We start from the raw sequence: 25,395 nt of genomic DNA, 5'->3' as shown, positions 1-25,395 counted from the left end.
CCGTGTCGGCCCTCGTGGGCGACGGGTCCCCGACTCCGCCGGAGCCGTATGCCGTCCCGCCCGTCGACGGGGCGGCCGCGCCTCCCGGGCAGGTCCCTCCCGAGCAGGTCCCTCCCCCTCAGGTCCTGCACGAGCAGCCCCTCCCCGACCCGATCGACCCGGAGCAGTCCCTCGAGCAGGCCCGCGAGCAGGCCCGCGAGCAGGCACCGCCGCAGCCCGCGGAAGCCAGGGAGGCCACGCCCGAGGGCGGAGCGCCGATCGCGCGGGGGGACGCGCTGCCCTCGTCGCCGTCCGCGCCGGCCGTCCCTCCCGTGACGACCGTGTCGTCCACGCTGCCGGCCCCGGCCGCCCCTCGTCCGGGCGACGCCGGCCTCCAGACCGCGGCGAAGCCCGACCCGGGGACAGACCCGGGGACCGACCCGGACGCCGACCCGTCGCGGCCCCTGACGCGCGTGCGCATCTCGCACGGCGACCTGCGGTTCGCCCGGCACCACGTCGTCGTCGGCCACTACCCCGGCAGCACCCTCGTCGGCGGGGAGGGTGCCCTGGACGAGCTGCTCGACGGACGGCTGTCCCGGGCCGCGATGCTCGGCATCTACCCCGGCCCCATCGAGACGTGCCAGGTCTTCACCGATCCGGAGGAGTGGACGCGGCCGCCGGGCGCGATCGTCGCGGGCCTCGGCCCGATCGGCGGCCTCAGCGCCGCGACGCTCGCGCGCGCCATCGCGCACGCGGCCCTGACGGCTGCGCTCGGCCACCTGACGGGAGGGACCTCGGACGCGAGCACGGACGTGCTCCAGCTCAGCCTCTCCAGCCTCCTCATCGGCACGGGCCAGGGCGGCCTGTCCGTGCGCGACAGCGTGCAGGCCCTGCTCACCGGCGTGCAACGGGCCAACGACCGCCTCGCGGACACCGAGCTCGCGGTGCACATCGCCGAGATCGAGGTCATCGAGCTGTGGCAGGACCGCGCCCTGCAGGCCGTCGAGGCGCTCGGTTCGTCCCTGACGAGCGGCGAGCTCGCCGACTCGTTCACGGCCGACCTCCGGCTCGCGGAGCGCCCGGGACGCCAGCGGCGGCTGCTCTTCTCCGAACCCTCGGGATGGTGGCAGCAGGTGCGGGTGCGCAGCGAGGACGACGGCGGGCTCACCTTCGAGGCCTCGACGCGCCGGGCCGGCACCCCCACCCGGACCGTCCCGACCCAACGCGCGCTCGTGGACCGTCTCGTCGAGTCGCTCGTCGACTCGCCGTCACCGGACCCCTCCGCCGCCCGGACGCTCTTCGAGCTGCTCTTCCCCAACGACCTCAAGGCCCAGGCCCCCGACACCGACAACCTCGTGCTCCTCGTCGACCGCGGTTCGGCGCACTACCCGTGGGAGCTGCTCGACGACCAGGGCACGCAGGAGGACCGCGAGCCGCTCGGGGTGCGGCGCGGCCTCGTGCGGCAGCTCGAGGGGTCCTCGATGCGCAGCCACGTGCTCTCCGCGACGAGCAGCAGGGCGCTCGTCGTCGGTGACACCGCCAGTGGGCTCGCCGCCCTCCCGGCTGCGCAGCGCGAGGCTCGCAGCGTCGCCGATGCCCTGCGCGCCAACGGTTTCGAGGCCGATCCGCTCATCGCCGAGAGCGGCACCAAGATCGTGCAGGCGCTCTTCGCGACGTCCTACCGCGTCATCCACCTGGCCGGTCACGGGGTCTACGAGTGGCCCCTGGGCGACGGCACCGACGCCACGGTCACCGGCATGGTGCTCGGCAACGGGATGTACCTCACGGCGGGTGAGGTGGGCCAGATGCGCCAGGTGCCCGAGCTCGTCGTCGTCAACTGCTGTCACCTCGGCTCGATGGGCTCGGTCGGCCCGGTCCCGCCCGTGACCTCCACCGGCCCGGCCGGGGCCGGGTCAGCAGCGGCTGGCGCAGGAACCTCGGGATTCGGCGGCTCCTCCGCACCGGCGTCGTCCACCCCCGGCGTGCCTCGCAGCGGCAACTACCACCGCCTCGCCGCGAGCTTCGCCACCGAGCTCATCGACATCGGGGTGCGGGCCGTCGTGGCCTGCGGCTGGGCCGTCGACGACGGGGCCGCGGCCACGTTCGCGACGACGCTCTACGACCGGATGCTGTCGGGCCTGACCTTCGGCGAGGCGCTGAGCGCGGCCCGCTGGCAGACGTGGAACGACTACCCGGCGGTCAACACATGGGGCGCCTACCAGTGCTACGGCGACCCGGACTACCGGCTCGCCCCTGATGCCGCGGTGCACCGCGCCACCACGACCCAACGGGCTCCGGCGAGCGCCGAGCAGGCCCGGGTCGAGATCGAGAACCTCAGCCAGTCCGTCGACGTCAGCCGCAACACCCGCTTCGGCCTCGACCGCCTGCGTGAGCTCTACGAGGCCCTGACGCCCGAGGACCGCGAGGACGACGCGCTGCAGGTGCTCATCGCCCGCACCTACAACAAGTTCGGCGACTTCACCCACGCCACCCAGTACTTCGAGCAGACCCTGGAGCGGGGTGGGACCGCCCTGACGGTGCGCGACTTCGAGGTCTGGATCGACCAGGTGGTGCGCGCGGCCGCGAGCGGCGACGACGCCGTCGACGACGCGGTGGCCACCATCGAGTCGGCCATCGACCGGCTCCGCGCCCTGCTCGACAACCCGGCGGCCCTCGTCCTCGGTGCGCACGCGCCGGAGCGGGCGTCCTTCCTGCCGGGTGACGCCCACGCGGCACCGGTCGCCGTCGGCATCGACCGGCTCTGGCGGGTGGCGAGTGCCTACAAGCGGCTCGCCCTCGTCACGTGTCCCGAGCGGCCGGGGGCCACGCACACCGGCGACTGGTCCCGGACCCACGAGGCCCTCGCCAACATGTCGGACTGGTACGCGGCCGCCCGCACGGCGTCCGGAGCCACCGACCGGCGGCGGCACGGCGCCCTCGCCAACTGGCTCGCCGCCGAGCTGGCCCTGCGCTGGCGTCCTGCTCCGGACCGGGAGCCGCTCGACCGGTCCGAGGCACGCCGGCTCATCGACGACGCCCTCGAGGCCGCCCGGGAGGAGGCCTACCTGGCGCCGACCTTCTGGACGGTCGCGGTCTACGGCGACCTGCTCGTGCTCGACGCGCTCTGGAGCCCGCGGGCCACCGCCGACGAGGCGCACCACGCCCTGGACCTCTACCGGCGCGCCAGCGAGCTCGGCAGCGAGGAGCAGCTGCGCCAGGTCCGTGACCAGGTCGACTTCCTCCTCGTCATGGCCGGCACCGACGCCCACCGGCGCGTCGACTTCCTGCGCACCCTCCACGACGGGCTCGTCGCCCTCGACGCGCCGCGGTCCGCCGCGACGGGCGACACGGGCGACACGGGCGACACGGCGACCGCCGACACGGGAGACACCGGAGAAGCCGCCGAGCCGACCGACCCCTGAGCCTCGATCATCGCCGCGCATGACCCGCCGCGCGCGGCAGGCCTCGTGCGCACGAGCCGGGCCGGTGTCGACTCGGTCACTCCCGCACGCTCAGGGCCCTCGTCTCGAGTGGGGACCGGCCGGATCGCCCTCTAGAGTTGACGGCGCCCGCGCGCCACCGCCGACGCGCCACCCCTCCGTCCCCCACCCTCAGGGAACCCTCTCGTGCTCCGACGCCTGACCCTCGCCAGCGCCGCGGTCGCCCTGGCGCTACCGCTCGCCGCCTGCAGCGGCTCGAACCCGGACTCCTCTCCCGAGGCCGCTGCACACCCGAGCTGGGCCGTCGTGGCCGAGACCGTGTGCCCGTCGAGCGGCGACCACCAGGGCTCGCTGGCCGAGCACCGGGTCACGTGCACGAGTGCCGCGGGCAAGCCGCTCGAGGCGTCCTTCTACGACCAGCCCGTCGAGCTCGACCGCCGGGTGCACACGTTCGAGTGCACGAGCGGCACGAAGTCGGTGGTGGGCAAGGACTGGATGGTGCCGGCCGTCACCGACGAGAAGGTCGTCGCCCGGCTGCTCGACGCCGGCGGCATCAACCTCTGCTGAGCGGGCGGGCGAACGGCCCGAACCGGGTGAGCAGCGTGTTGACGACGACGACCACCGTCACGGTGACCGCCCACGCCGCCGGCAGCAGCGACCACGCAGCGAGCACGGCGGCGCCGAGCACGAGGACCTTGGTGGCCACCGCGAGCGACGGCACGGCGAACCGCGCCCGCGGCGCCGCGAAGAGGCCCCAGAGCACCACCGCCACCGCCGGCACGAGGACGCCGCCGAGCACGTGGACGACGGACGTGTCGCCGAGGCGGGCACCCCGGACCGCGAGCAGCACGACGGCCAGCACCTCGACGAAGAACGCCACGACGTCGTTGGCGTTGACCCCGGCTCGTTCGGCCGGTCGGTCCATCAGGTGGCCGGCTCGTCGAGGAAGGCGTGCGTCAGGTCGGCGAGCTCACGGGCCGACTCGGTGTTGACGAGGGGCCCGGCCCCGTCGATGACCTGCACGCTCGAACCGGTCAGCTGCTGCGAGAGCTCCTGTGCCGCAGTGACGCCGGCCTTGTCCTTCGACCCGGCGACGAGGAGCGTCGGAGCGGTCACGGTCCGCAGCGACTCGGTGCCGTCGAAGCCCTTGAGCGCGTCGAGGACGGCGAGCATGCGCGGGCGCGAGACCCCGGCATCGACGAGCTTGCCCTCCGGCACGAGACGCATCGCGAGGCGCTGCATCCGCAGGGCTCCCCTGCTCGGGCGCACGAGCGCACCGGCGAGCACCAGACGGCCGACGAGCTCGGGTCGCTCGACCGCGAGGCGCAGGGCCACGCTCGCACCCACGGAGACCCCGACGAAGTCCGCCTGCCGCACGCCCTGCAGCTCCAGCTCGTCGGCGATCCCGGAGGCCGCCGCTCCGAGGTCGAAGCCGACAGGGTCCTTGGGCTTGAGTCCCTTCATCCACGGGGCCGTCATCGGGCGGCCGGCGCCGTAGGCCGACACGAAGTCCTGCCACGCGATCGGGGACTGGCCGAGACCGTGCAGGAGGACGAGCGGACGGGGACGGGCGACCGGATCGGGAGCAGACGGCATACGAAAGCCTCTCAGCTCCAGTCGAGGACGACCTTGCCGCACTGGCCGGACCGGGCGGTCTCGAAGGCCTCCTCCCACTGCTCGGCGGGGAAGCGGTGCGTGATGACCTGGGCGACGGCCGACCGGAACCGCTCGGACGTCGCGATCATCTGCGACATGGCGTACCACGTGTCGTACATCTCGCGGCCGTAGATGCCCTTGAGCGTGATCATGTGGGTGATGACCTTGCCCCAGTCGAGCTCGTAGGACTGGTGCGGCAGTCCGAGGAGCGCGATGCGGCCGCCGTGGTTCATGTTGGTGATCATGTCGGTGACGGCCGGCGCCGCACCCGACATCTCGAGGCCGATGTCGAAGCCCTCCTTCATGCCGAGGTGGGCCTGGGCGTCGGCGAGGGTCTCGCGCGTCACGTTGATCGTCAGGTCGGCGCCGGCGTGCTCGGCGAGCGCGAGGCGGTAGTCGCTCGCGTCGGTGACGACGACGTAGCGGGCGCCCGCGTGGCGCGCGATCGCGGCGGCCATGACACCGATCGGGCCGGCGCCGGTGATGACGACGTCCTCACCGACCATCGGCCACTGGAGGGCGGTGTGGGTCGCGTTGCCGAGCGGGTCGAAGACGGCGCCGAGGTCGGGGTCGAGGTCCGCCGGCTGGATCCAGGCGTTGCTGGCGGGGATGACGACGTAGTCGGCGAACGCGCCGTCGCGGTTGACGCCGATGCCTTCGGTGCGGATGCAGAGGTGACGACGGCCGGCCCGGCAGTTGCGGCAGCGGCCGCACACGATGTGGCCCTCGCCCGAGGCGCGGTCACCGATCGAGACCCCCGTGACGTCCTCGCCGATCTCGACGACCTCGCCGTAGAACTCGTGCCCGATGACGAGGGGCGGCGTGACGGTCGACTGCGCCCAGTCGTCCCAGCCCGCGAGGTGCAGGTCGGTGCCGCACAGACCCGCGCGCAGGACGCGGATCTTGACGTCCGCGGGCCCGCACTCGGGCTCGGGGCGGTCGACGAGGGAGAGGCCGGGGCCTGCGGTCAGCTTGGTGAGTGCGCGCACGGGGAGAGTCTGCCACTGCCGATAATGGGCGGGTGTCCACGTCACCCGAGAGCACGCACCCGAGTGTCCGCGTGGCCGACGCCGTGTCGCGGCTGCGGTCCGCGGGTGAGCGGGTCACGCCGGCGAGGTATGCCGTGCTGCGCGTCGTCGACGCCGCCGACCTCGGCGACGAGCACCTCACGGCCGAGCAGATCGGGGCGCGCGTCGCCGAGGTCGAGCCGGCCGTGCACCGGGCCACCGTCTACCGGACGCTCACGGCGCTCGTCGAGACCGGCGTGCTCTCGCACGTCCACCTCGGCGGGTCGGCGACGGTTTACCACCTCACCGTGGGCGGCGTGGCGCGGTCAGCGGCTTCCGTGGCCACCGAGGTGGACGCGCCGGCGCCCCACCACCGGCACGAGCACGGCCACGCCCACGTCCAGTGCCACGTCTGCGGGCGTGTGCTCGACGTGGCACCGGACGTGTTCGACGAGGCGGCCGCGCGGCTGCGCGCCGACCTCGGGTTCACCCTCGACACCGGGCACGCCGCCCTCCTGGGCACGTGCCGCGACTGCGCCCCGTCCCCCACCTGACGCTCACACCCGTCCCCACCCACCCCCGACGGGGGTGGGTGGGGACGGAGGGGCGGGTCAGACGGCGCGGAGGTCGAGGAGGTAGCCCTGGGCGGGGCCCATGATCGGGACCGGCAGGCCGACCGTGGTCAGCACCGACCCCGGGACGACGACGCCGTCCTCGCCGAGAGCGGGCTCCCACCAGGCGGGCGGGGTGTTCTGCACGACGGCGGGCAACCCCGCCTCGGGACGGACCCGCACGGCGTAGGACCGGCTGGGGTCGAGACCCGGCAGCGGCAACGCGCCCGTGGCGGCGTCACGACCGGTCACGAGACGGGCGACGGTGTAGGCCGCCCGGCCGCGGTCCGCCTCGACGGTGCCGGTGACGGTCACGGTGCCGTCCGGGCTCTCCGAGCGCACGAGGTCACCACTGTGGAGCAGCGGTCGTAGCTCCCGAGCGAGCGACGTCCACGCGGTGAGGGCCTCGAGCTCCCCGGCGGAGCACGTCGTGATGTCCCACTCGAGACCCGGGTGACCCTGGAGCGCCATGAGCATGCGGAAGCCGAGGTCCAGCGTCCGGTGCGTCGTGTGGGCCGTGGCCGGGCCGATGTGCGTGCCCATGAGCTCGGCCGGCACGAGCAGGCTCGTCCAGCGCTGGATGTTCGCCCGCTCGAGCGCGTCGTTGCAGTCGCTCGTCCAGATCCGGTCGGTCCGGTCGAGCACCGCGAGGTCGACGCGCGCCCCGCCGCTGCTGCACGACTCGATCTCGAGGCGCGGGTGGCGCGCCCGGAGGTCGTCGAGCAGGCGGTAGAAGGCGAGCGTGTGGGCGTGGACCGCGGGCGCGTCGACGCGCCGACCACCGGGCCCGTCGACCGTGTGCACCGCCTCGAGCAGGTCGCGGTTGTGGTCCCACTTGATGTAGTCGATGCCGTACTCGGTCACGAGCCCGCTGATCCGCTCGAGCAGCTGCTCGCGGGCGTCGTCGTGGGTCAGGTCGAGCAGCTGCTGCCAGCGCCACTCGCGCGGGGAGCCGGCGGCCGGTCGCAGCACCCACTCGGGGTGCGCGCGCACGAGGTCGCTGTCCTCGTTGACCATCTCGGGCTCGAACCACAGCCCGAACTCGAGGCCGAGGCCCTTGACGTGGTCGACGAGCGGGCCCATGCCTTCGGGCCACACGTCGGTCGAGACCACCCAGTCGCCGAGGCCGGCGCGGTCGTGGCGGCGGCTGCCGAACCAGCCGTCGTCGAGGACGAAACGCTCGACGCCGATGCGGGATGCCGTGTCCGCCAAGGCTTTCAGGTGCTCGAGGTCGGTCTCGAAGTAGACGGCCTCCCACGTGTTGAGCACGACGGGACGCGGCCGCGACGGGTGGCCGGCACGGGAACGGAGGCTCCGGTGCAGGCGGCGCGAGAGGCCGTCGAGTCCCTCGGTCGAGTGGACGAAGACGACCGTCGGGGCGGCATACGACTCCCCCGGCGCGAGGCGGACCTCGCCGGGGGCGAGCAGCTCGCCGCCGCCGATGACGGCGTGGTGGCGTCCCGCGCCCTCGGGGAGGGCCTCGACGAGGTGCTCGTGGTTGCCGCTCCACGCGGTGTGCACGGCCCAGACCTCGCCCGTGCGCCAGTCGAACCCGCGGGTGCCGGCCATCATGAGCAGCGTCGCGTCGTGGCCGGCGCGACCGCGGCGGCTCGCCCGGAGGTGCGTCCCGTGGTCGAGGTGGCTGCGCTGCGGTGAGCGCTCGCGGCACCAGCGGCCGGTGAGGTCGAGCACCTCGTCGGCGCGCACGGGCAGCGGCAGGATCGCGCGCAGCGCCGAGACGTCGAGCGGAGCCGGGTCCTCGCCCGTGTTCGTGACCGTCGCGTCGACGCGGAGCACACCGTGCTCGTCGAGCGCGTGCCGCAGCTCGAGACGTATGCCGTCCGGAGAGGTCGCCCGCGTCACGAGCGTCTCGCCCTCCCGCTCGCAGGTCACCTCGTGCCAGCGGACGGCCCCGGCGCCACCGGCCCGGTGACCGGCCCAGCCGGGCGTGCCCGACCAGCCGTCGGCCTCGCCGGGCAGCACGGTGAGCGGCCACGGCACGTCGAGCGCGCTGTGGCCGACGGGCGCCAGCGTGAGCGCCGGGAGGGCGGCATACGTGCTCGCCCCGCCCTCGAGCGCCGGCCCCCAGTGGATCACCTCCGGCAGCCCCGAGCCGCCGGGGCGCGGCTCGAGCACGAGCGCGGTCCCGGCGGACTCCAGGTGGACGGTGGTGCGGGCGGACAGGTCAGCCTGGTCGGTCACGTCATCCCTTGGTCGCGCCGAGCGTCAGGCCCGCCACGAAGTGTCGTTGGAGCACGAAGAAGATCACCAGGGTCGGGATCGCGATGATCATCGACCCGGCGGCCACGAGGTTGTTGTCGGTGAAGAACTGGCCCCGCAGGTTGTTGAGCGAGCTCGTCACGGGGTACTTGTCGCCCTGCTGGAGCAGCACCGTGGCCCAGAAGAACTCGTTGTAGATCCACGTCGTCTGGAGCACCGCGAGCGCGGCGAGGGCGGGGCGGCACAGGGGCAGCGTGATCTGGAAGAACTGCCGCGTCACGCTCGCACCGTCGATGACGGCCGACTCGTAGAGCTCCTTGGGCAGCGCCTTCATGTAGTTGCTCAGCACGAAGGCGCAGAAGCCCGTCTGGAAGGCGACGTTGACGAGGATGAGGCCCTGGAAGCTGTTGAGCAGCGTGCCCGACTCGCTGAACCAGAACGGCACCTCGATGGCGCGGAACATCCGGTAGACCGGGATGAGCAGCGCCTGCGGCGGCAGCAGGTTGGCGGCCATGAAGAAGCCGAGCAGCGCCAGGTTGATCCGCCACGAGAAGCGCGCGACGACGAAGGCGACGCAGGCCGAGAGGAAGAGCGTCAGCAGCACGGCCGGGACCGTGATGATGAACGAGTTCCAGAAGTGCAGGCCGAAGTCGCCCTGGCTCCAGGCGTTCTTGTAGTTGTCGAGCGTGAACCCGCCCCACGAGATGTAGCCGTTCTTGGCCGTGTAGGCGTAGTCGCGGAAGGAGTTGACGAGCGCGAGCAGCAGCGGGAACAGCCAGATGAGCGAGATGACCGTGAGGATCACCGGCAGGAACCAGCGGCGCCCCGACTGCGGGCCGCCCTCACGTGGCTTGAGCAGCGCCTGTGTCCGGTCCTGCACCGGGTCGGCAGTGACGGACATGTCAGTCCTCCTTCATGGCGATGCGCAGGTAGATGAAGACGAGCACGCTCGAGATGGCGAGCATGATCGTCGCGAGCGCCGACCCGAAGCCGATGCGACTCGCCTCCCCGACGACGTTCTGGGTGACGAGGGTCGAGATGAGCTCGAGCCCGTTGCGGCCCTTGTTGATGACCCACACGAGGTCGAAGGCGCGCAGCGACTCGATGAAGGTCACGACGAGGACGATGATGTTGATCGGCCGCATGACCGGGAAGATGACGCGGAAGAACGTCGTCGACTCGCTGGCGCCGTCGATCCTGGCGGCCTCGCGCAGCGACGGGTCGACGCCCTTGAGGCCGGCCAGGTAGAGCAGCATGATGTAGCCGGAGTGTCGCCACGTCGCCGCGACGAGGGCCGCCCACAGGTTGACGCTCGGGTCGCCGTACCAGTCGGTCGTGCCACCCGTGATCGCGTTGAGCAGGCCCTGGTCACGTGAGTAGATCAGCTGCCAGATGAAGCCGATCAGCGCCAGGGACAGCACGACCGGCAGGTAGATGCTCGTCTGGTAGAACCGCGTCCCGGCCACGCCACGGTCCACGAGGATCGCGAAGAGCATGCCGAGCGGCGTCGCGATGAAGAACATCACGGCCAGCCAGATGAGGTTGTGCTGGATCGCCGGCCAGAACGGCGGGTAGATCGTCGCGATGTCCCGGTAGTTCTGCAGCCCGACCGACTTGATGTCGGAGAGCGGCCCGATCCCGTCCCAGTTGGTGAAGGAGAGCAGGACCGAGCCGATCGCCGGAATCCAGACGAGCCAGAGGACCAAGAGGGTCGGCACGACCACCATGAGCCCGACGACGACCTTGTCGCGTCCGGAGAGCTGGTCGATGCCTCTGTACCTGCGCTTGCTCGCCATGGTCAGTCGCCTCCCGTCAGGAACCGAAGATGCTCTTCTTCTGGGCCTGGATGCTGGTGCACAGGCCGTCGATGTCCTTCGGGTTCTTGATGAAGCTCTGGATCGCGGGGATCATCACCGTCGACGCGAAGTCGGGGCGCGTGTCGCGGTCCATGAACTGGGTGATCGACTTGGCGGACTTGACGAACTCGGCGGACTTCTTCTGCAGGGCCGTGTAGCCGCTCGTGTCGGCCTGGTCGTTCGTCGCGATGACGCTGGGGTCGGCCTTGAGGGCGAGGAGCTGGGCCTCGGGCTGCGAGATGTACTGGAGCAGCTTCTTGGCCGCGCCCTCGTTCTTGGGCCGCGCGCTCATCATGTAGCCGTCGATGGGGGCCTCGACGGCGTCGGTGCCGATCGTCGAGTCGATCTCGGGGAAGCCGAAGAAGTCGAGGTCGTCCTGCTCGGCGCCCTTGGTGAACTGCTGGGCGAGGAACGAGCCGAGGACGTACATGCCGGACTTCTTCTGCTGGAGCGACTGTGCCGCCTCCTGCCAGGTGCGACCGAGCGAGTCGGCCTGGTGCAGCGGGAGGATGCCGGCCCAGGTGTCGAAGACCTTCTTGACCTTGGGGTCGGTCCAGTCCTCCTTGCCGGCCATGAGGCTGACGTGGAACTCGTAGCCGTTGACGCGGAGGTTGATCTGGTCGAAGGTGCCCATCGCGGGCCAGCCGTCCTTGTCGCCGAAGGCGATCGGGTCGAGGCCGTCCTTCTTCATCTGGGCGCCGAGGGCGTTGAGCTCGTCGAGGGTCTTGGGGACCTGGTAGCCCTTGTCCTTGAAGACGCTCTTGCGGTAGAAGACCGCCCACGGATAGTTCGTCATGGGCACGAAGTACTGCTTGCCGTCGGCGCCGGTCGACGCCTTCTTGAGGGCGTCGCTCATGCCGGTGATGTTCTTCCAGACGTCCGAGATGTCCCCGGCGAGACCCTTCTGGGCGAAGAACTGCATGCGGTAGCCGGCGAACCACGTGAAGACGTCGTCGGGCGAGCCCTGCAGGTAGTTGTTGATGTTCTCCTGGAAGGAGTTGTGGTCGACGGTGTTGATCTTGACGCTCGTACCGGGGTTCGCCTTGGCGAAGGCGTCCATGTAGGCCTGGACGGCGGCCTTCGGCACGGCGTCGGACTGGTTGGAGCCGACGGTGACGGTGCCGGAGACGGCGCCGGTCGGGACGCCGGAGCTGCTCGTGCTGCCGGAGCTGCAGGCGGCGAGGCCACCTGCACCGAGCAGGGCGCCGACGCCCAGGGCACCGCGCAGCAGGGTCCGGCGGTCGACGCCGCGGACGGAGGGGGGAACCATGCGGGCCAGGTACTCGGCCTCGTTCGAGGGGCGGGTCATTGCGGTCTCCTTTGACGCTTGCCGGGTTCGTTGTCGGGCGCAGGCGACAGAGTCGAACATCCGTCACCAGAAACCTCCAACAACAAACAGAGGATGTATGCGCCGGGTTCCGCTGTCAAGGGATTCGTCGAGACCCATGGTCGGCGGAGACCGAACCGAGACCAACCCGCGGCACGCATACGTGCATTTACACCGTTGTAATCGGAATTCGTGCACGAAGCGACCCGATGACCGGCCTGCGGCACCCCCTCGCACGCGACGGGCCGACGCCGCCCCGGCCGAGCGCGCCGCGACCCGGGGGGCTCCTCGGGCATCCTCGACCCGCGTTCCACCAATGTGTTTGAAAATGTTGACATCGCGCACAACGAGGCGACACCCTGTCTCCCATGCGCTCATGGCCGACGAAGACCCTGGCACTCGGTGGCGACTACAACCCGGAGCAGTGGCCTCGCCCTGTCTGGGACGAGGACGTCGAGCTGATGCGGCGCGCCAACATCTCGTTCGTCAGCCTCGGGATCTTCTCGTGGAGCTGGCTCGAGCCGGCCAAGGGCGAGTACGAGTTCGAGTGGCTCGACACGATCCTCGACAAGCTGCACGCCGGAGGCATCGCCGTCGACCTCGCCACGGCGACGGCCACCCCGCCGCCCTGGCTGTCGGCCGCGCACCCCGAGATCCTGCCCGTCGACGTCGACGGCCACACGCTGTGGCCGGGCAGCCGGCAGGCGTGGTGCCCCACCTCCCCCGTCTTCCGCGAGTACGCCGTCGCGCTGACCCGGCAGCTCGCCACCCGCTACCACGAGCACCCGGCCCTGGCGATGTGGCACGTCTCCAACGAGTACGCCTGCCACAACCTGCCCTGCTACTGCGACGAGTGCGCCCGCCACTTCCGCACGTGGCTGCAGCGGCGCTACGCGGGGCTCGACGTCCTCAACGACGCGTGGGGCACGGCCTTCTGGAGCCAGCGCTACACCGACTGGGAGCAGATCCTCCCGCCGCGCCGGTCGACGACCTTCAACAACCCGACGCACGTCCTCGACTACAAGCGCTTCAGCTCCGACGCGCTGCTCGAGCACCTGCGGGCCGAGCGCGCCGTCCTCGACGAGCTCTCCCCCGGCGTCCCCGTGACGACGAACTTCATGACGCTCGACCACTTCCGCCACCTCGACTACACGCAGTGGACGCCCACGGTCGACGTCGTCAGCACCGACCACTACATCGTCGACGCCCTCGAGCACCCGCGCGCCGAGCTCGCCTACAGCGGTGACCTGACGCGCGGTCTCGCGGGGGGCGCGCCGTGGATGCTCATGGAGCACTCGACGAGCGCCGTCAACTGGCAGCCGACCAACCACGCCAAGGACTTCGGCCAGACCATCCGCGACGCCCTCGCCCACGTGGCCCGCGGCGCCGACACCATCGGCTGGTTCCAGTGGCGCCAGTCCCGCGCGGGTTCGGAGAAGTTCCACAGCGCCGTCGTGCCGCACGCGGGAGCCGACAGCGCCCGCTTCCGCGAGGTCGAGGAGCTGGGCCGCATCGCCGGCCGTCTCGGCGAGCTCGTCGGCAGCCGCGTCGAGTCGCGCGTCGCGATCCTCCACGACTACCAGGCGATCTGGGCCGCCGAGGGTCCGTGCATGCCGAGCTCCGAGCTCGACGCGCTGACGGCCGCGCAGGCCATCCACCGGGCGCTGCACGACCGCGGCGTCACGGCGGACGTCGTCCACCCGTCGGCCGACCTCACGGCATACGACCTCGTCGTCGTGCCGCAGCTCTACCTCGTCACCGACGAGCACGCCGCTGCCGTCGCCGCGGCGGCCGAGGCGGGCGCGGAGGTGCTCGTCACGTACTTCTCGGGGATCAGCGACGAGAACGACCACGTCCGGCTCGGCGGCTACCCGGGTGCGTTCCGCGACCTCCTCGGGGTCCGGGTCGAGGAGTTCTTCCCCCTCGGCCCCGGTGGCACCGTCGCCCTCTCGGGCGGCGCCGGCACGTGGTGGAGCGAGGACGTGACCGCACTGGCCGGCACCGACGTGCTCATGACGTATGCCGCAGGCCCCTTGGCCGGCCGGCCCGCGGTCACCCGACGGGCCGGGGACGGCGACGCCGGATCCGCTTGGTACGTCAGCACGCTCCCGGATGACGCCACGCTGGCCACGCTGCTCGACGACGTGCTGGCCGCGGCCGGTGTCGCTCCCGTCGTGGCCGGCCTCCCCCGCGGCGTCGAGACGACGCGGCGCAGCGACGGCACGACGTCGTGGCTCTTCCTGCTCAACCACACGGCGGAGGAGCAGACGGTCTCCGCGAACGGGTACGACCTCGTCGCGGACACCCCGGTCGACGGCCAGGTCCGCCTCGCCCCCGGTGGCGCGGCCGTGCTCAGGGAGGACTGACGATGCTCGCCAGCCAGCGCCGCTCCGTCATCCTCGAGCTCGTCGAGGAGTCCGGTGCGGTCAAGGTCTCCGACCTCGTGGAGCGGCTCGGCGTGTCCGACATGACGATCCGCCGCGACATCGAGCGGCTCTCGACCGACGGGCTGCTCGAGCGCGTGCACGGCGGTGCCCTGGCGCTCGGCGACACCCGCAGCAGCGAGGAGCCCGGCTTCTCGGCGAAGTCGCTGCTCCAGCGCGCCCAGAAGCAGGCCATCGCGCGGGCCGCCGCGCAGCGCGTCGAGGTCGGCGCGGCCATCGGCATCTCGGCCGGCACGACGACCTACGAGCTGGCGCGTGCCGTCAAGGACATCCCGAAGCTGACCGTCGTCACGAACTCGGTCCCCGTCGCGCAGCTGCTCCACGAGTCCGGCGCCCCCGGGCAGACGGTCGTGCTGACCGGCGGGGTGCGCACCCCGTCCGACGCCCTCGTCGGACCCGTGGCCGTCTCGTCCCTGCGCTCCCTGCACGTCGACCTGCTCTTCCTCGGCGCGCACGGCGTCGACGACCGCACGGGCCTGACGACGCCCAACCTCGTCGAGTCCGAGACCAACCGGGCGCTCGTCTCCTCCGCCCGGCACGTGTGCCTCCTCGCCGACTCCTCCAAGTGGGGCACCGTCGGCCTGAGCACGTTCGCCGACCTCGGCGACATCGACCTGTTCGTCACCGACGACGCGTTCCCGGAGCGCGCCCGCGCCGCCGTGCGCGAGGCCGTCGGCTCCCTCGAGATCGCGGAGGCATGATGTCCACGCCCAGCCGGACCAGCATCCGCTTCACGTCGAGGAGCCTCGCCGACGGGCGCGAGATCATCTACGTCGACGAGCCCGGGACCCCAGAGCGCACCGCCGAGGACCCTCGCCCCGTCGAGCCGCGGGTGCAGTCGGGCGAGCTGCGCCACGACGCGCTCGTCGACGACTGGGTGGCCGTCGCGGCCCACCGCCAGCACCGGACCTTCATGCCGCCCAAGGACGAGTGCCCGCTCTGCCCGGCCGGGCTCGGCTCGGTGCCCTCCGAGATCCCCGAGCCCGACTACCAGGTCGTCGTCTTCGAGAACCGCTTCCCCTCGTATGCCGTCACCTCCGTCGGCGCCGACGCTCCGGACCCGACGGGGATCTTCGGCACCCGTCCGGCCGTCGGGCGGTGCGAGGTCGTCTGCTTCACGAGCGACCACGAGTCCTCGTTCAAGGACCTTCCGGTCGAGCGCGTGCGCACCGTCATCGACACGTGGGCGCAGCGCACCGAGGCCCTGGGGGCGATCCCCGAGGTCGAGCACGTCTTCGCGTTCGAGAACCGTGGCAAGGAGATCGGGGTCACGCTGCCCCACCCCCACGGTCAGATCTACGCCTACCCCTACGTGCCGGACCGCACCAAGGCCCTGCTCGAGGCGGCCCGCCGCCACCACGAGCGCACCGGGCGGCTGCTCGGCGCCGACATCCTCGCCGCCGAGCGGGCCGACGGCTCGAGGGTCGTCGTCTCCGGGACGCACTGGACGGCCTACGTCCCCTTCGCTGCGCGCTGGCCGGTCGAGGTGCACCTGGCCCCGCACCGCGACGTGCCCGACCTCCCGGCGCTCGACGACGACGAGCGTGACGAGCTGGCCGTCATCTACCGCGACCTGCTCGGCCGCCTCGACCGCTACTACGTCGAGGAGGACGGGACGCCCGTGCGGCTGCCCTACATCGCGGCGTGGCAGCAGGCGCCGGCCCGCGCCGGTCGCGACGTGTCCCGCCTGCACCTGCAGCTGATGTCGGTGCTGCGTGGGCCGGGTCGCCTGAAGTTCCTCGCCGGCTCCGAGTCGGGTGTCGGCGGCTGGGTCAACGACGTCGCTCCGGAGCGGGCAGCCGCCCGTCTGCGGGAGGTCGCCCCGTGAGCGAGCGCACCCCCGCCGAGGTCGTCGACGCCGTGTCGGTCGCCTTCGAGGAGGCGTTCGGGGCTGCGCCCGCGGGTGTCTGGTCGGCCCCCGGCCGCGTCAACCTCATCGGCGAGCACACCGACTACAACGGCGGCCTCTGCCTGCCGATCGCCCTGCCGCACCGCACGTATGCCGCCGCGGCCCGACGTGACGACGACGTCCTGCGAATGGTGTCGGCCCAGCAGGACGGCGTCGTCGAGGTCGGCCTCGACGACGTCTCGCCCGAGCGGCCCGGGGGCTGGGCCTCCTACGTCGCCGGGGTGCTGTGGGCCCTGCGCCGCGACGGCCTCACGGTCGGTGGGCTCGACGTGCTCGTCGACTCGACGGTGCCGCTCGGTGCGGGCCTCTCGAGCTCGGCGGCCCTCGAGTGCGCGGTCGCCTCAGCGGCCAGCGACCTCTTCTCGCTCGACCTGCTCGACTCGGCCGAGGGCCGGGCCCGGCTGGCGGCCCGCTGCGTCGAGGCCGAGAACGTCATCGCCGGCGCCCCCACCGGCGGCATGGACCAGTCGGCGTCGCTGCTCTGCGACGAGGCCGCCGCGCTGCTGCTCGACTGCCGGTCCGGTGAGACGCGGCAGGTGCCCTTCGACCTCGACGCGGCCGGCTACGTCCTGCTCGTCACCGACACCAGGGCCGAGCACGCCCTCGTCGACGGGCAGTACGCCGCCCGGCGCGAGGCCTGCGAGCAGGCAGCCCGCGACCTCGGCGTCGAGACGCTCCGCGAGATCGACCCGTCCGGGCTCGACGTGGCCCTGGAGCGGCTCGGCTCCGACGAGGTGCGCCGCCGCGTGCGGCACGTCGTCACGGAGATCGACCGGGTGACGCTCACCGTCGCCGCCCTCGAGGCGGGTGACCTCGACGAGGTGGGCCGGCTCTTCGACGCCTCGCACGCCTCCCTGCGCGACGACTACGAGGTCTCGTGCGAGGAGCTCGACGTCGCGACCGAGACCGCCCGGTCCGAAGGTGCGCTCGGTGCCCGCATGACCGGCGGCGGTTTCGGCGGCTCGTGCATCGCCATCGTCCGCGCCTCCGACGCAGACCGGGTGGGCGCGGCCATCGCGAAGGCCTTCGAGGCGCAGGGCTTCACGGCCCCGGTCTCGTTCACCGTCACCGCGTCCCGCCCCGCCGATCGCGACCGCTGAGGACCGTCGCTCACTAGGGTGCGTGCATGACCTCGGCGACGACGCCGGCCGCGAGCCCGCCCCTACCCGCCTCCGTGCGCCGCGGCTACGGCCTGGGCTCGGTGGCGACGGGGTCGTTCGGCACGGTGCCGGGGCTGCTCCTGCTCCCCTACCTCACCGACCGCCTCGGGGTGACGGCCGCTGTGGCCGGGGTCATCGTCTTCGCGCCCAAGGCCTGGGACGTCGTGCTCAACCCGGTCGCGGGCCGCATCAGCGACCGGTCGACGCACCCGGGGGGCCGGCGACGACCCTTCCTCATCCGCGCCGGCCTGCTCCTCGCGGCGGCCTTCGCCCTGCTCTTCCTCGGACCGACCGCCCCGCAGTGGCTCGCTGCCGGGTGGGTCGCCGTCGCCTACCTCGCCTGCGCGACGGCCTACAGCTTCTTCCAGGTGCCCTACGTCGCGATGCCGGCCGAGATCACCGACGACTACGACGAGCGCACGCGGCTCATGACGTGGCGCGTCGCGATCCTCGCCCTCGCGATCCTCGTCAGCGGCGGCGCCTCACCAGCCATCCGGGACGCGCTCGGGCCCGACTGGGGCTACCGCGCCGTCGGCTTCTTCGTCGCGGCGCTCATCGCGATCGGGGCCTGGGGCGCCTGGCGAAGCACCCGGTCGGCGCGCGTCGTCGCCGGCGTCGCGACCAGCGCGACCTTCGGTGACCAGCTGCGGATCATCCGCTCCGACAGGCCGTTCCGGCTGCTGCTGACGACCTTCGTGCTCCAGGCCCTCGCGACGGGCGCGATGCTCGCCGGCGTCGACTACGTCGCGCGATGGCTCATCGGGTCCCCCCTCTCGGCCACCCTGCTCTTCGTCTGCTTCGTCGCACCGGCCCTCGTCGTGACGCCGTTGTGGCAGCGCTTCGGCACGGTACGGGGCAAGAAGACCGGCTACCTCGTGGCGTCCCTGCTGCTCGGCGGCGGGGCACTGGCCCTGGTGCTGCTGCGGTCGCTGCCCGAGGGCGTCGTCTACGTCTGCGTCGCCGTCGTGGGCACCGGCTACGCCGGGGCCCAGATGTTCCCCCTCGCGATGCTCGCCGACGTCGCGAGCCGGACGGCCGAGACCCGCACGCGCGTCGGGCTCTACACCGGCGTCTGGACAGCCGGCGAGACGCTGGGCCTGGCGCTCGGTCCCGCCGCGTATGCCGGCGTGCTGGCTCTCGGCGGCTACGTGTCGTCGACGAACGGTGCTGTCGCCCAGTCGGGCTCGGCCCTGACGGCGATCGGACTCGGGTTCTCGCTCGTGCCGGCCGTCCTCGTCGCCGTCTCGCTGCTCGCCCTGCGCACCTTCACCCTCGCCCCACCTCACGACGAGACCCCTGCCGCCCCCTCTGCCATCCGGTCGATGTCTTTGCGCACGCCAGAGACCGCGCGCGCGCATCGACCCGAGGGCGGCAGCACGACGGGCACGAGTGACGACGAGGAGGACGAGCGATGACGATGGACCACGACGAGATCCGCGAGGCGCTGACGGCCATGCGCGCCCGCGACCTGCCGACCCACGGCGGGCGCACCCTCGCCTACGTCTACGACTCGGGTCTGGCGTCCGCCGACGCCATCGGCCGCGAGGCCCTGGCGGCGTTCGCCTCGACGAACGGCCTCGACCCCACGGCCTTCCCGTCCCTGCTGCAGATGGAGAACGACCTCGTCGGCATCGCCGGCCGGCTCGTCGACGCACCTGCGGGATTCGCGGGAGTCGTCAGCTCCGGCGGCACGGAGTCGATCCTGCTGGCGGTCCTCGCCGCCCGGGACGCGCGGCCCGACGTCGTCGCTCCCCGGATGGTGCTGCCGACGACGGCGCACGCGGCGTTCCACAAGGCGGCGCACTGGCTGCGCGTCGAGCCGGTCCTCGTCGACGTCGACCCGGTGACGAAGCGTGCCGATCCCGAGGCCATGGCCGCCGCGATCGACGAGCGCACCGTGCTCGTCGTCGCCTCGGCCCCCTCCTACGCCCACGGTGTCATCGATCCTGTCGAGCCGATCGCCGCGGCGGCCGCGGCTGCAGGCGTGCGCTGCCACGTCGACGCCTGCATCGGCGGTTGGGTGCTGCCCCACCTGCGCTCGACCGAACCGGGACAGCAGGCGTGGACCTTCGCCGTCGACGGCGTGACGAGCCTGTCGCTCGACCTGCACAAGTACGCCTACACCCCCAAGGGCGTCTCGGTGCTGCTGCACGCCAGCGCCGACCTGCGACGCACGCACCTCTTCGCATCGGCCCGCTGGCCGGGCTACACGATGCTCAACACGACCGCCCAGTCGACGAAGTCGGGCGGTCCGGTGGCCGCCGCCTGGGCGGTCGTGCACCACATCGGCGCCGACCGCTACACCTCGCTCGCCCGGGACGCGCGCACGGCGACGCTCGACCTCGCGGCCGCAGTGGACGGCATACCGGGGCTGTCCGTGGCCGCCCCACCCGACTCGACCCTGCTCTCGCTCGTCGCCGACGACTCGTGCGACGTCTTCACCATCAGCGACGAGATGCTCGAGCGCGGCTGGTTCGTCCAGCCGCAGATGCGCCTCCGTGACCTGCCGGCCACCCTGCACCTGACCTTCAGCGCGGCGACGGCCGCGTCGTCGGCGCTCATCGCCGCGGACCTGGCCGCCTCGACCGCGACCGCGCAGGCGTCCGGGCCGGCCAGGTCGGCGCCCGAGCTCGTCGCGATGGCGGCGGCGATCGACCCGGCCACCCTCGACGAGTCGACGTTCACGGCCCTGCTCGGCGCGGCCGGACTGGCCGGTGGGGACGGGCAGCTCGTGCTCCCCGAGCGGATGGCACCGGTCAACGCCCTGCTCGACGCCCTGCCGCCCGAGCTGCGCGAAGCACTGCTCCTCGGCGTCATCGACCGGCTCGCCCGGCCCACCCCGTGAGCGCCGTCACCTAGCATCCTGCCCATGACTCACACACAGGGGAGGGGCGGGCGGGCGGCCGGACTCGTCCTGGTCGTCGGCGTGCTGGCGGGCTGCACCTCGTCGGCGGGCATCGATCCGCCGGCGACGACGCCCGTGACGACGACAACCACGACGACTGCGACGCCCGCGACGACGACGAACGCCACCCGGAGCACCACGGCCATGCCTGGCCCGCCGGTGCCCGAGCTCGCCTGCGGCACCGCCCCGAAGCCCCTCGTCGACCGGGCCGGCATGTCGATCGCCGCCCATCCGGGAGCGATCACCGCGACGACCTACGTCTTCGCTGCGACGACCGAGACGGGCGACTGGTACGTCCTGGGCATCGACCGCACCTACGTGCACGACGACGGCAGTCCCGCGGTGGGGCCCAACGGGGACCACTCGCGCTCGCTGGCGTTGACCAACCGGGCCCGCAGGACGGACGGGACCGTGGCGATGATCCCGCTGAGCGTCGACGTCTCCGACCGGACCCCGGTCTCGTGGGACCACGTCTCGTGGACCGGCGACACCCTCGCGGCCGGGCAGCGGGCGGCGCAACGCGCGATCGCCTGCCTCGACGCACAGCGCCACGCATGACGATGGGCGGGCACCGTGAGGTGCCCGCCCATCGGCATGTCGCAGGTGCTCAGGCGGGGAGGATGAGTCCCTTGGTGGCCTTGGCGCGCTCGAGACGAGCGGCGACGTCCTCCCAGTTGACGACGTTCCACCAGGCCTTGACGTAGTCGGCCTTGACGTTCTCGTACTGCAGGTAGAAGGCGTGCTCCCACATGTCGAGCTGGAGCAGCGGGATCTGACCCACGGGGATGTTGCCCTGCTGGTCGAACAGCTGCATGATGTGCGGCCGCTCGGCGATGGTGTCCCACGCCAGGATCGACCAGCCGGAGCCCTGGATCGCGTTGGCGTTGGCGTTGAAGTGCGCCTGGAACTTCTCGAAGCCGCCGAAGTACTCGGTGATCGCCGCGGCGACCTCACCCTCGGGCTGGCCACCGCCGTCGGGGCTCATGTTCTTCCAGAAGACGGAGTGGTTCGTGTGCCCACCGAGGTGGAAGGCGAGGTTCTTCTCCACACCGTTGAGGGCGGCGTAGTCGCCCGACTCGCGCAGCTCCTCGAGCTTGGCGACGGCGGCGTTGGCGCCGTCGACGTAGGCCTTGTGGTGCTTGCTGTGGTGCAGCTCCATGATGCGAGCGCTGATGTGGGGCTCGAGGGCGGCGTAGTCGTAGTCGAGCTCGGGAAGCGTGTAAGCCACTTGTCGTTCCTTTCTGGAGACCATCCGGCTCCGTCCACTCTATGCCGCACCGATGCGGCGCCGACAAGGTGTCCGGGAGCGGGGTTGTGAGTCACGTACCCACTTCGACCACCCTCCGACTTCAACCCTGGTTGAGGTCAAATCGCCTCGGGCTCAGGCGTCGTGACGTCCGAGGAAGGTCGTGAGGGTCTCGACGACGAGGCGGTGGTCCTCCCGCTGGGGCAGGCCCGAGACGGCGATCGTCCCGACGCAGCCGACGTCGCGGACGATGACGGGGAAGGCACCTCCGTGGGCGGCGTAGCGGGACGGGTCGAGGCGCGAGCTGTCCTCGAAGGTCTTGCCGGCGGCCCGGAACTCCTCACCGACGTAGAGCGAGGAGTGGCCGTAGCGGTCGACGACGGCGCTCTTGCGCTCGAGCCAGCCGTCGTTGTCGGCGGAGGCACCGGGCAGCGCCGCGTGGAAGAGCCGCTGGCCGTTGCGCCGGATCGAGATCGCCACGGGCAGTCCTGCGGCGCTCGCCTCGTCGCGCAGCGCGACGCCCACCGCCCACGCCGTGTCGTCGTCGAACCGGTCGAAGACGAGGGTGGACTCCTGGGCGGCGAGCTCGTCGAGCGTGGTGTTGTCGGTCACCCGCCCGATTGTCCACCTCAGGACGACGGGCGCGCCACGCCGCTCACGCCAGGCCGAGCAGGTCGCGCACGTCGTCGGCCGTGATGGCCCCCGAGAGCGAGCCGCCTTCGTCGACGACCCGCTGGAAGAGGTCGCGCTTGCGCTCCTGGAGCCCCACGACCTTCTCCTCGATGGTGCCGGCCGACACGAGACGGTAGACGGTGACCGGACGGCTCTGGCCGATGCGGTGCGCCCGGTCGATCGCCTGCGCCTCGGCGGCGGGGTTCCACCACGGGTCGAGGACGTAAACGTAGTCGGCCTCGGTGAGGGTCAGCCCGAACCCGCCGGCCTTGAGACTGATGAGGAAGGCCACCGCGTCGCCCTCGCGGAACCCGCGCACGACGGACTGCCGGTCGGTGGTCGACCCGTCGAGGTATGCCGTGTGCAGGCCAGCGCGCGTCAGCGCGGCCTCGACGATGCGCAGGAAGCCGGTGAACTGGCTGAAGACGAGGGCACGGTGGCCCTCGGCGGCGAGCTCGCGCAGCTGGTCGACGAGGAAGTCGACCTTGGCGGCCGTCGCCTTGCCGCCGTGGACCTCGTCGACGAGCACCGGGTCGAGGGCGAGCTGGCGCAGCCGGGTCAGCGACGCGAGGATCGCGACCCGGTTGGCCTCGGGGTCGTCGAGCAGGCCGAGGACGCGCTGCCGCTCGCGCTGGAGGTGCTGGTCGTAGATGTGGCGGTGGACCGGGTGCGGGTCGAGCGCCATGACCTGGATCTGCTTGGGCGGCAGGTCGACGGCCACCTGCTCCTTGGTGCGGCGCAGCATCAGGGGCCGGATGCGCCGGCGCAGCAGGGCGAGCAGCTCGGGCCGCTCGCCCGACTCGATGGGCTTGCGGTAGTTCTTCGTGAAGACGTCGGGGCGCGGGTAGAGCCCGGGCGCCGTCAGCGACAGCAGCGACCACAGGTCCATGAGGGAGTTCTCGAGCGGGGTACCGGTGACCGCCACCGTGAACGGCGCTCCGAGCCGTCGGACGGCGACGTGCGTCTTGGCCTGGCGGTTCTTGACGAACTGGGCCTCGTCGAGGACGACGCCACCCCACCGCACGGCGTGGAAGGCGGCGTCGTCGAGGCGCAGGACGGCATACGAGGTGATGACGACCTCGGCGCCCGCCACGGTCTCGGCGAGCGGGACGCCACGCTTGCGCTCCGTCGCGGTGACGGCGACGGCGCGCAGGTGCGGCGCGAAGGTCTCGAGCTCGCCCATCCACGTGCCGACGACGCTCGTCGGCGCGACGACGAGGACCGGCCCGCGGGCGTCGGGTCCACCCCCACCGAGCTCGCCGCGGTCGTGCGCGCGGACGAGGGCCGCGATGACCTGGAGCGTCTTGCCGAGGCCCATGTCGTCGGCGAGGATCCCGCCGATGCGGGCGTCCCAGAGACGGGCGAGCCAGCGGTAGCCGTCGAGCTGGTAGGGCCGCAGCGTGGCGCGCAGGTCGGGTGGCACCTCGGCCAAGGGACCTGACTCGAGCGAGCCGAGCGCCTCGACGTTGGCGGCCCAGCGGGCGCTCTGCTCGTCGACGACGCCGAGGGCGACGAGCTCGTCCCAGAGGTCGGCGTGGTGGGCGCTGAGGCGCAGGCCGCCGGTCTCGGGGTCGGCGATGTCGCGGGCCTCCTCGATGAGCGCGCGCAGCCGGTGCAGCTCGGGCCGGTCGAGCCGGAAGAAGGCGCCGGAGTCGAGCAGCATGATGTCGTCGCCGCGGGCCAGCGCGCCGAAGAGCGGCTCGAACGGCACCTCCTCTCCGTCGACCTCGACGGAGACGCGCAGGTCGAACCAGTCGCCGGGCTCACTGTCGCGGCGCTCGGCCTGCGTGCCGCCCGCACCGGCAGCTGCGGCGGCGACCGTCGCCTCTCGCGCGCCGAGGCGGACGACCGGGGCCGACGTGACCTCCTCGTAGGCCGGGAGGTCCTCGTCGACCTCGAGGGTGACGTGCTCGTCGGCCTCGAGCAGGGGCAGGGTGTCGACGACGAAGCGCGCGGCTGCGAGGCCGGTGAGCACGACTCGCGGCACGAGGTAGGCATGGCCACCGAGGTCGGAGCGGAGGGCTCCCGGCACCCACCGGAGCGACGTCGCCGCCTGGACGGCGGCGGACTCGGCGTCGCGGTCACGGCCACCGACCGTGCCGAAGCGCGCCGTCGTGAACGGGCGCGGCGTGCCGTCGTAGGCGTGGCCGAGGTCGAGCCGCAGCTCGCCGGGGACGTCGCTGACGACCCGGACGTGGACCGTGACCACCTCCGGCTCGGCCTCGGCGGGCAGCTCCGGCGCGGGCAGCGGGACCTCGGACCGGACCCGCAGCCGCTGCCGGAGGCCGGGGACGACCGAGCGCAGGAAGCGGCCGCGCTCGTCGGCGGGGACGCGGAGCCCGGCGAGTGCCGAAGCGAGTGCCTCGGGGCTGAGGTCCAGCTCCTGGTCGAGCGGGACGAACGTCAGCGAGCCGTCGTCGCCCTCGAACGCCACGGCGTGCACGGGGTCGCCGAGGTAGAGGCGCTCGCCGGTGGCCTCGGCCGGGAGGCCCTCGATCTCGACGTCGAGGTCGAGGTCACCGCTGCCGTCGGCGGCCCGCTTGACGAGCAGCACGAGCGAGGCGGCGTCGTCGACGAGGTGGACCGGCCCGGTGACCCCCTCGCCGGGCAGCACCTCGATGCCGGCCGCGCGGGCCTCGCGCAGCAGCGGCCACACGTCGGGGCTCGCGTCCAGCGAGAGTGGCGGCGTGGCGGAGAAGTAGGTCGTGCCGCCCGAGCCGTGCCGGGCGACGTCGTGCAGGCGTCCCATGATGCGCTCGTGCTCGGGCAGGAAGCGGATGCCCGGCCGCCACTGCGGCAGGGCGTCGTGCCACGACAGGGTGCGGTGCCACGTGCCGGCGCGGGTCCAGCGGGTCGGGCGCAGGCCGTAGCTGAGCTCGGGCACCCCGCGGCGGCCGCGCTGGTCGCGGTAGACCGTGTCGACGAAGAGCCCCGCCGGCATGAGGTCACCGCGCGGCTCGGGG

20 protein-coding genes are annotated in these 25,395 nt (G+C 72.4%); 10 read left to right on the top strand and 10 right to left on the bottom strand.

Translation table 11 applies throughout. The features are described from left to right. Positions 1 to 2 precede the first annotated feature (2 nt). Together TAE01_RS09270 and TAE01_RS09265 are read left to right on the top strand one after the other, a co-directional pair. Positions 3 to 3,401 carry a CHAT domain-containing protein gene (locus tag TAE01_RS09270; protein ID WP_147065710.1) on the top strand — a complete coding sequence of 1,133 codons (3,399 nt, stop codon included), beginning with the start codon at positions 3 to 5 and terminating at the stop codon, positions 3,399 to 3,401. A 204-nt stretch (positions 3,402 to 3,605) separates the two neighbouring features. Further along, entirely contained in the window at positions 3,606 to 3,986 is a 381-nt protein-coding gene (locus TAE01_RS09265) for a hypothetical protein (RefSeq protein WP_147065708.1), read from the top strand. Here the strand turns inward: TAE01_RS09265 and TAE01_RS09260 are convergent. The 3 genes from TAE01_RS09260 to tdh are packed head-to-tail and all read right to left on the bottom strand — an operon-like array spanning position 3,973 to position 6,064. Then, complete coding sequence (locus TAE01_RS09260) at positions 3,973 to 4,344, bottom strand: DUF2568 domain-containing protein (RefSeq protein ID WP_147065706.1); 372 nt, start codon at positions 4,342 to 4,344, stop codon at positions 3,973 to 3,975. The two genes, TAE01_RS09265 and TAE01_RS09260, sit on opposite strands and share 14 nt — an antisense overlap. Further along, positions 4,344 to 5,015: an alpha/beta fold hydrolase gene (locus TAE01_RS09255; protein WP_147065705.1), complete on the bottom strand. Its 672-nt coding sequence runs from the start codon at positions 5,013 to 5,015 to the stop codon at positions 4,344 to 4,346. Before TAE01_RS09255 ends, TAE01_RS09260 begins: the two co-directional genes overlap by 1 nt. Before the next feature lie 11 nt (positions 5,016 to 5,026). Then, a complete protein-coding gene (tdh, locus tag TAE01_RS09250) occupies positions 5,027 to 6,064 on the bottom strand; it encodes an L-threonine 3-dehydrogenase (protein ID WP_147065703.1) in 1,038 nt (345 codons plus the stop codon). A 32-nt stretch (positions 6,065 to 6,096) separates the two neighbouring features. On the opposite strand from tdh, the gene TAE01_RS09245 reads away from it, so the two are divergent. Then, positions 6,097 to 6,636 (top strand): Fur family transcriptional regulator, encoded by a 540-nt coding sequence (locus TAE01_RS09245; RefSeq protein ID WP_246111238.1) that lies wholly within the window; start codon positions 6,097 to 6,099, stop codon positions 6,634 to 6,636. A 57-nt stretch (positions 6,637 to 6,693) separates the two neighbouring features. On the opposite strand, the gene TAE01_RS09240 is transcribed toward TAE01_RS09245, so the two are convergent. Genes TAE01_RS09240 through TAE01_RS09225 form a run of 4 tightly spaced genes read right to left on the bottom strand, consistent with a single transcriptional unit; the run spans position 6,694 to position 12,078 of the window. Further along, positions 6,694 to 8,895, bottom strand: a complete 2,202-nt coding sequence (locus TAE01_RS09240; RefSeq protein ID WP_147065701.1) for an alpha-galactosidase — start codon at positions 8,893 to 8,895, stop codon at positions 6,694 to 6,696. Between the two features lies 1 nt (position 8,896). After that, complete coding sequence (locus TAE01_RS09235; RefSeq protein WP_147065699.1) at positions 8,897 to 9,814, bottom strand: carbohydrate ABC transporter permease; 918 nt, start codon at positions 9,812 to 9,814, stop codon at positions 8,897 to 8,899. A 1-nt stretch (position 9,815) separates the two neighbouring features. Beyond that, positions 9,816 to 10,709, bottom strand: coding sequence for a carbohydrate ABC transporter permease (locus TAE01_RS09230; protein WP_147065697.1), 894 nt, complete (start codon positions 10,707 to 10,709; stop codon positions 9,816 to 9,818). 16 nt (positions 10,710 to 10,725) lie between these two features. Beyond that, entirely contained in the window at positions 10,726 to 12,078 is a 1,353-nt protein-coding gene (locus TAE01_RS09225) for an ABC transporter substrate-binding protein (RefSeq protein ID WP_147065695.1), read from the bottom strand. Positions 12,079 to 12,464: 386 nt separating this feature from the next. Between TAE01_RS09225 and TAE01_RS09220 the strand changes: the two genes are divergently transcribed. The 7 genes from TAE01_RS09220 to TAE01_RS09190 are packed head-to-tail and all read left to right on the top strand — an operon-like array spanning position 12,465 to position 21,072. Then, on the top strand, positions 12,465 to 14,462 hold the full coding sequence (locus TAE01_RS09220; protein WP_147065693.1) for a beta-galactosidase: 1,998 nt from the start codon (positions 12,465 to 12,467) through the stop codon (positions 14,460 to 14,462). A 2-nt stretch (positions 14,463 to 14,464) separates the two neighbouring features. After that, positions 14,465 to 15,241, top strand: a complete 777-nt coding sequence (locus TAE01_RS09215; protein WP_147065691.1) for a DeoR/GlpR family DNA-binding transcription regulator — start codon at positions 14,465 to 14,467, stop codon at positions 15,239 to 15,241. Then, the gene (galT, locus tag TAE01_RS09210; protein WP_186815127.1) at positions 15,241 to 16,368 is read left to right on the top strand and encodes a galactose-1-phosphate uridylyltransferase; all 1,128 of its coding nucleotides are present in this window, start codon (positions 15,241 to 15,243) and stop codon (positions 16,366 to 16,368) included. Before TAE01_RS09215 ends, galT begins: the two co-directional genes overlap by 1 nt. Then, positions 16,365 to 17,549 carry a galactokinase gene (galK, locus tag TAE01_RS09205; RefSeq protein WP_147065689.1) on the top strand — a complete coding sequence of 395 codons (1,185 nt, stop codon included), beginning with the start codon at positions 16,365 to 16,367 and terminating at the stop codon, positions 17,547 to 17,549. The genes galT and galK overlap by 4 nt, the downstream gene beginning before the upstream one ends. A 26-nt stretch (positions 17,550 to 17,575) precedes the next feature. Continuing rightward, the gene (locus TAE01_RS09200; RefSeq protein ID WP_246111237.1) at positions 17,576 to 19,024 is read left to right on the top strand and encodes an MFS transporter; all 1,449 of its coding nucleotides are present in this window, start codon (positions 17,576 to 17,578) and stop codon (positions 19,022 to 19,024) included. Continuing rightward, entirely contained in the window at positions 19,021 to 20,454 is a 1,434-nt protein-coding gene (locus tag TAE01_RS09195) for a pyridoxal phosphate-dependent decarboxylase family protein (protein WP_147065687.1), read from the top strand. Before TAE01_RS09200 ends, TAE01_RS09195 begins: the two co-directional genes overlap by 4 nt. Positions 20,455 to 20,478: 24 nt before the next feature. Next, positions 20,479 to 21,072, top strand: a complete 594-nt coding sequence (locus tag TAE01_RS09190) for a hypothetical protein (RefSeq protein WP_147065685.1) — start codon at positions 20,479 to 20,481, stop codon at positions 21,070 to 21,072. A 49-nt stretch (positions 21,073 to 21,121) separates the two neighbouring features. Here the strand turns inward: TAE01_RS09190 and TAE01_RS09185 are convergent, their stop codons facing one another. The 3 genes from TAE01_RS09185 to TAE01_RS09175 form a co-directional block, all read right to left on the bottom strand. After that, on the bottom strand, positions 21,122 to 21,766 hold the full coding sequence (locus TAE01_RS09185) for a superoxide dismutase (RefSeq protein ID WP_147065683.1): 645 nt from the start codon (positions 21,764 to 21,766) through the stop codon (positions 21,122 to 21,124). Between the two features lie 129 nt (positions 21,767 to 21,895). Continuing rightward, positions 21,896 to 22,372: a heme-degrading domain-containing protein gene (locus TAE01_RS09180; protein ID WP_147065681.1), complete on the bottom strand. Its 477-nt coding sequence runs from the start codon at positions 22,370 to 22,372 to the stop codon at positions 21,896 to 21,898. Positions 22,373 to 22,415: 43 nt separating this feature from the next. Continuing rightward, positions 22,416 to 25,395 (bottom strand): DEAD/DEAH box helicase (locus TAE01_RS09175; RefSeq protein ID WP_147065679.1); only part of this gene is annotated, 2,980 nt, incomplete at its 5' end.

The sequence above is a fragment of the Terrabacter aerolatus genome, from assembly GCF_007991735.1.
GTDB lineage: Bacteria > Actinomycetota > Actinomycetes > Actinomycetales > Dermatophilaceae > Terrabacter > Terrabacter aerolatus.
This window is presented reverse-complemented; position numbering and strand designations above follow the sequence as displayed.

Excerpts from the sequence above, each read along its gene's own strand:
- TAE01_RS09260 (WP_147065706.1), bottom strand. The coding sequence starts at position 4,344 with ATGGACCGACCGGCCGAACGAGCCGGGGTCAACGCCAACGACGTCGTG.
- TAE01_RS09255 (WP_147065705.1), bottom strand. The coding sequence starts at position 5,015 with ATGCCGTCTGCTCCCGATCCGGTCGCCCGTCCCCGTCCGCTCGTCCTC.
- TAE01_RS09235 (WP_147065699.1), bottom strand. The coding sequence starts at position 9,814 with ATGTCCGTCACTGCCGACCCGGTGCAGGACCGGACACAGGCGCTGCTC.
- TAE01_RS09230 (WP_147065697.1), bottom strand. The coding sequence starts at position 10,709 with ATGGCGAGCAAGCGCAGGTACAGAGGCATCGACCAGCTCTCCGGACGC.
- TAE01_RS09225 (WP_147065695.1), bottom strand. The coding sequence starts at position 12,078 with ATGACCCGCCCCTCGAACGAGGCCGAGTACCTGGCCCGCATGGTTCCC.
- TAE01_RS09220 (WP_147065693.1), top strand. The coding sequence starts at position 12,465 with ATGCGCTCATGGCCGACGAAGACCCTGGCACTCGGTGGCGACTACAAC.
- TAE01_RS09215 (WP_147065691.1), top strand. The coding sequence starts at position 14,465 with ATGCTCGCCAGCCAGCGCCGCTCCGTCATCCTCGAGCTCGTCGAGGAG.
- galT (WP_186815127.1), top strand. The coding sequence starts at position 15,241 with ATGTCCACGCCCAGCCGGACCAGCATCCGCTTCACGTCGAGGAGCCTC.
- TAE01_RS09200 (WP_246111237.1), top strand. The coding sequence starts at position 17,576 with ATGACCTCGGCGACGACGCCGGCCGCGAGCCCGCCCCTACCCGCCTCC.
- TAE01_RS09195 (WP_147065687.1), top strand. The coding sequence starts at position 19,021 with ATGACGATGGACCACGACGAGATCCGCGAGGCGCTGACGGCCATGCGC.
- TAE01_RS09190 (WP_147065685.1), top strand. The coding sequence starts at position 20,479 with ATGACTCACACACAGGGGAGGGGCGGGCGGGCGGCCGGACTCGTCCTG.
- TAE01_RS09185 (WP_147065683.1), bottom strand. The coding sequence starts at position 21,766 with ATGGTCTCCAGAAAGGAACGACAAGTGGCTTACACGCTTCCCGAGCTC.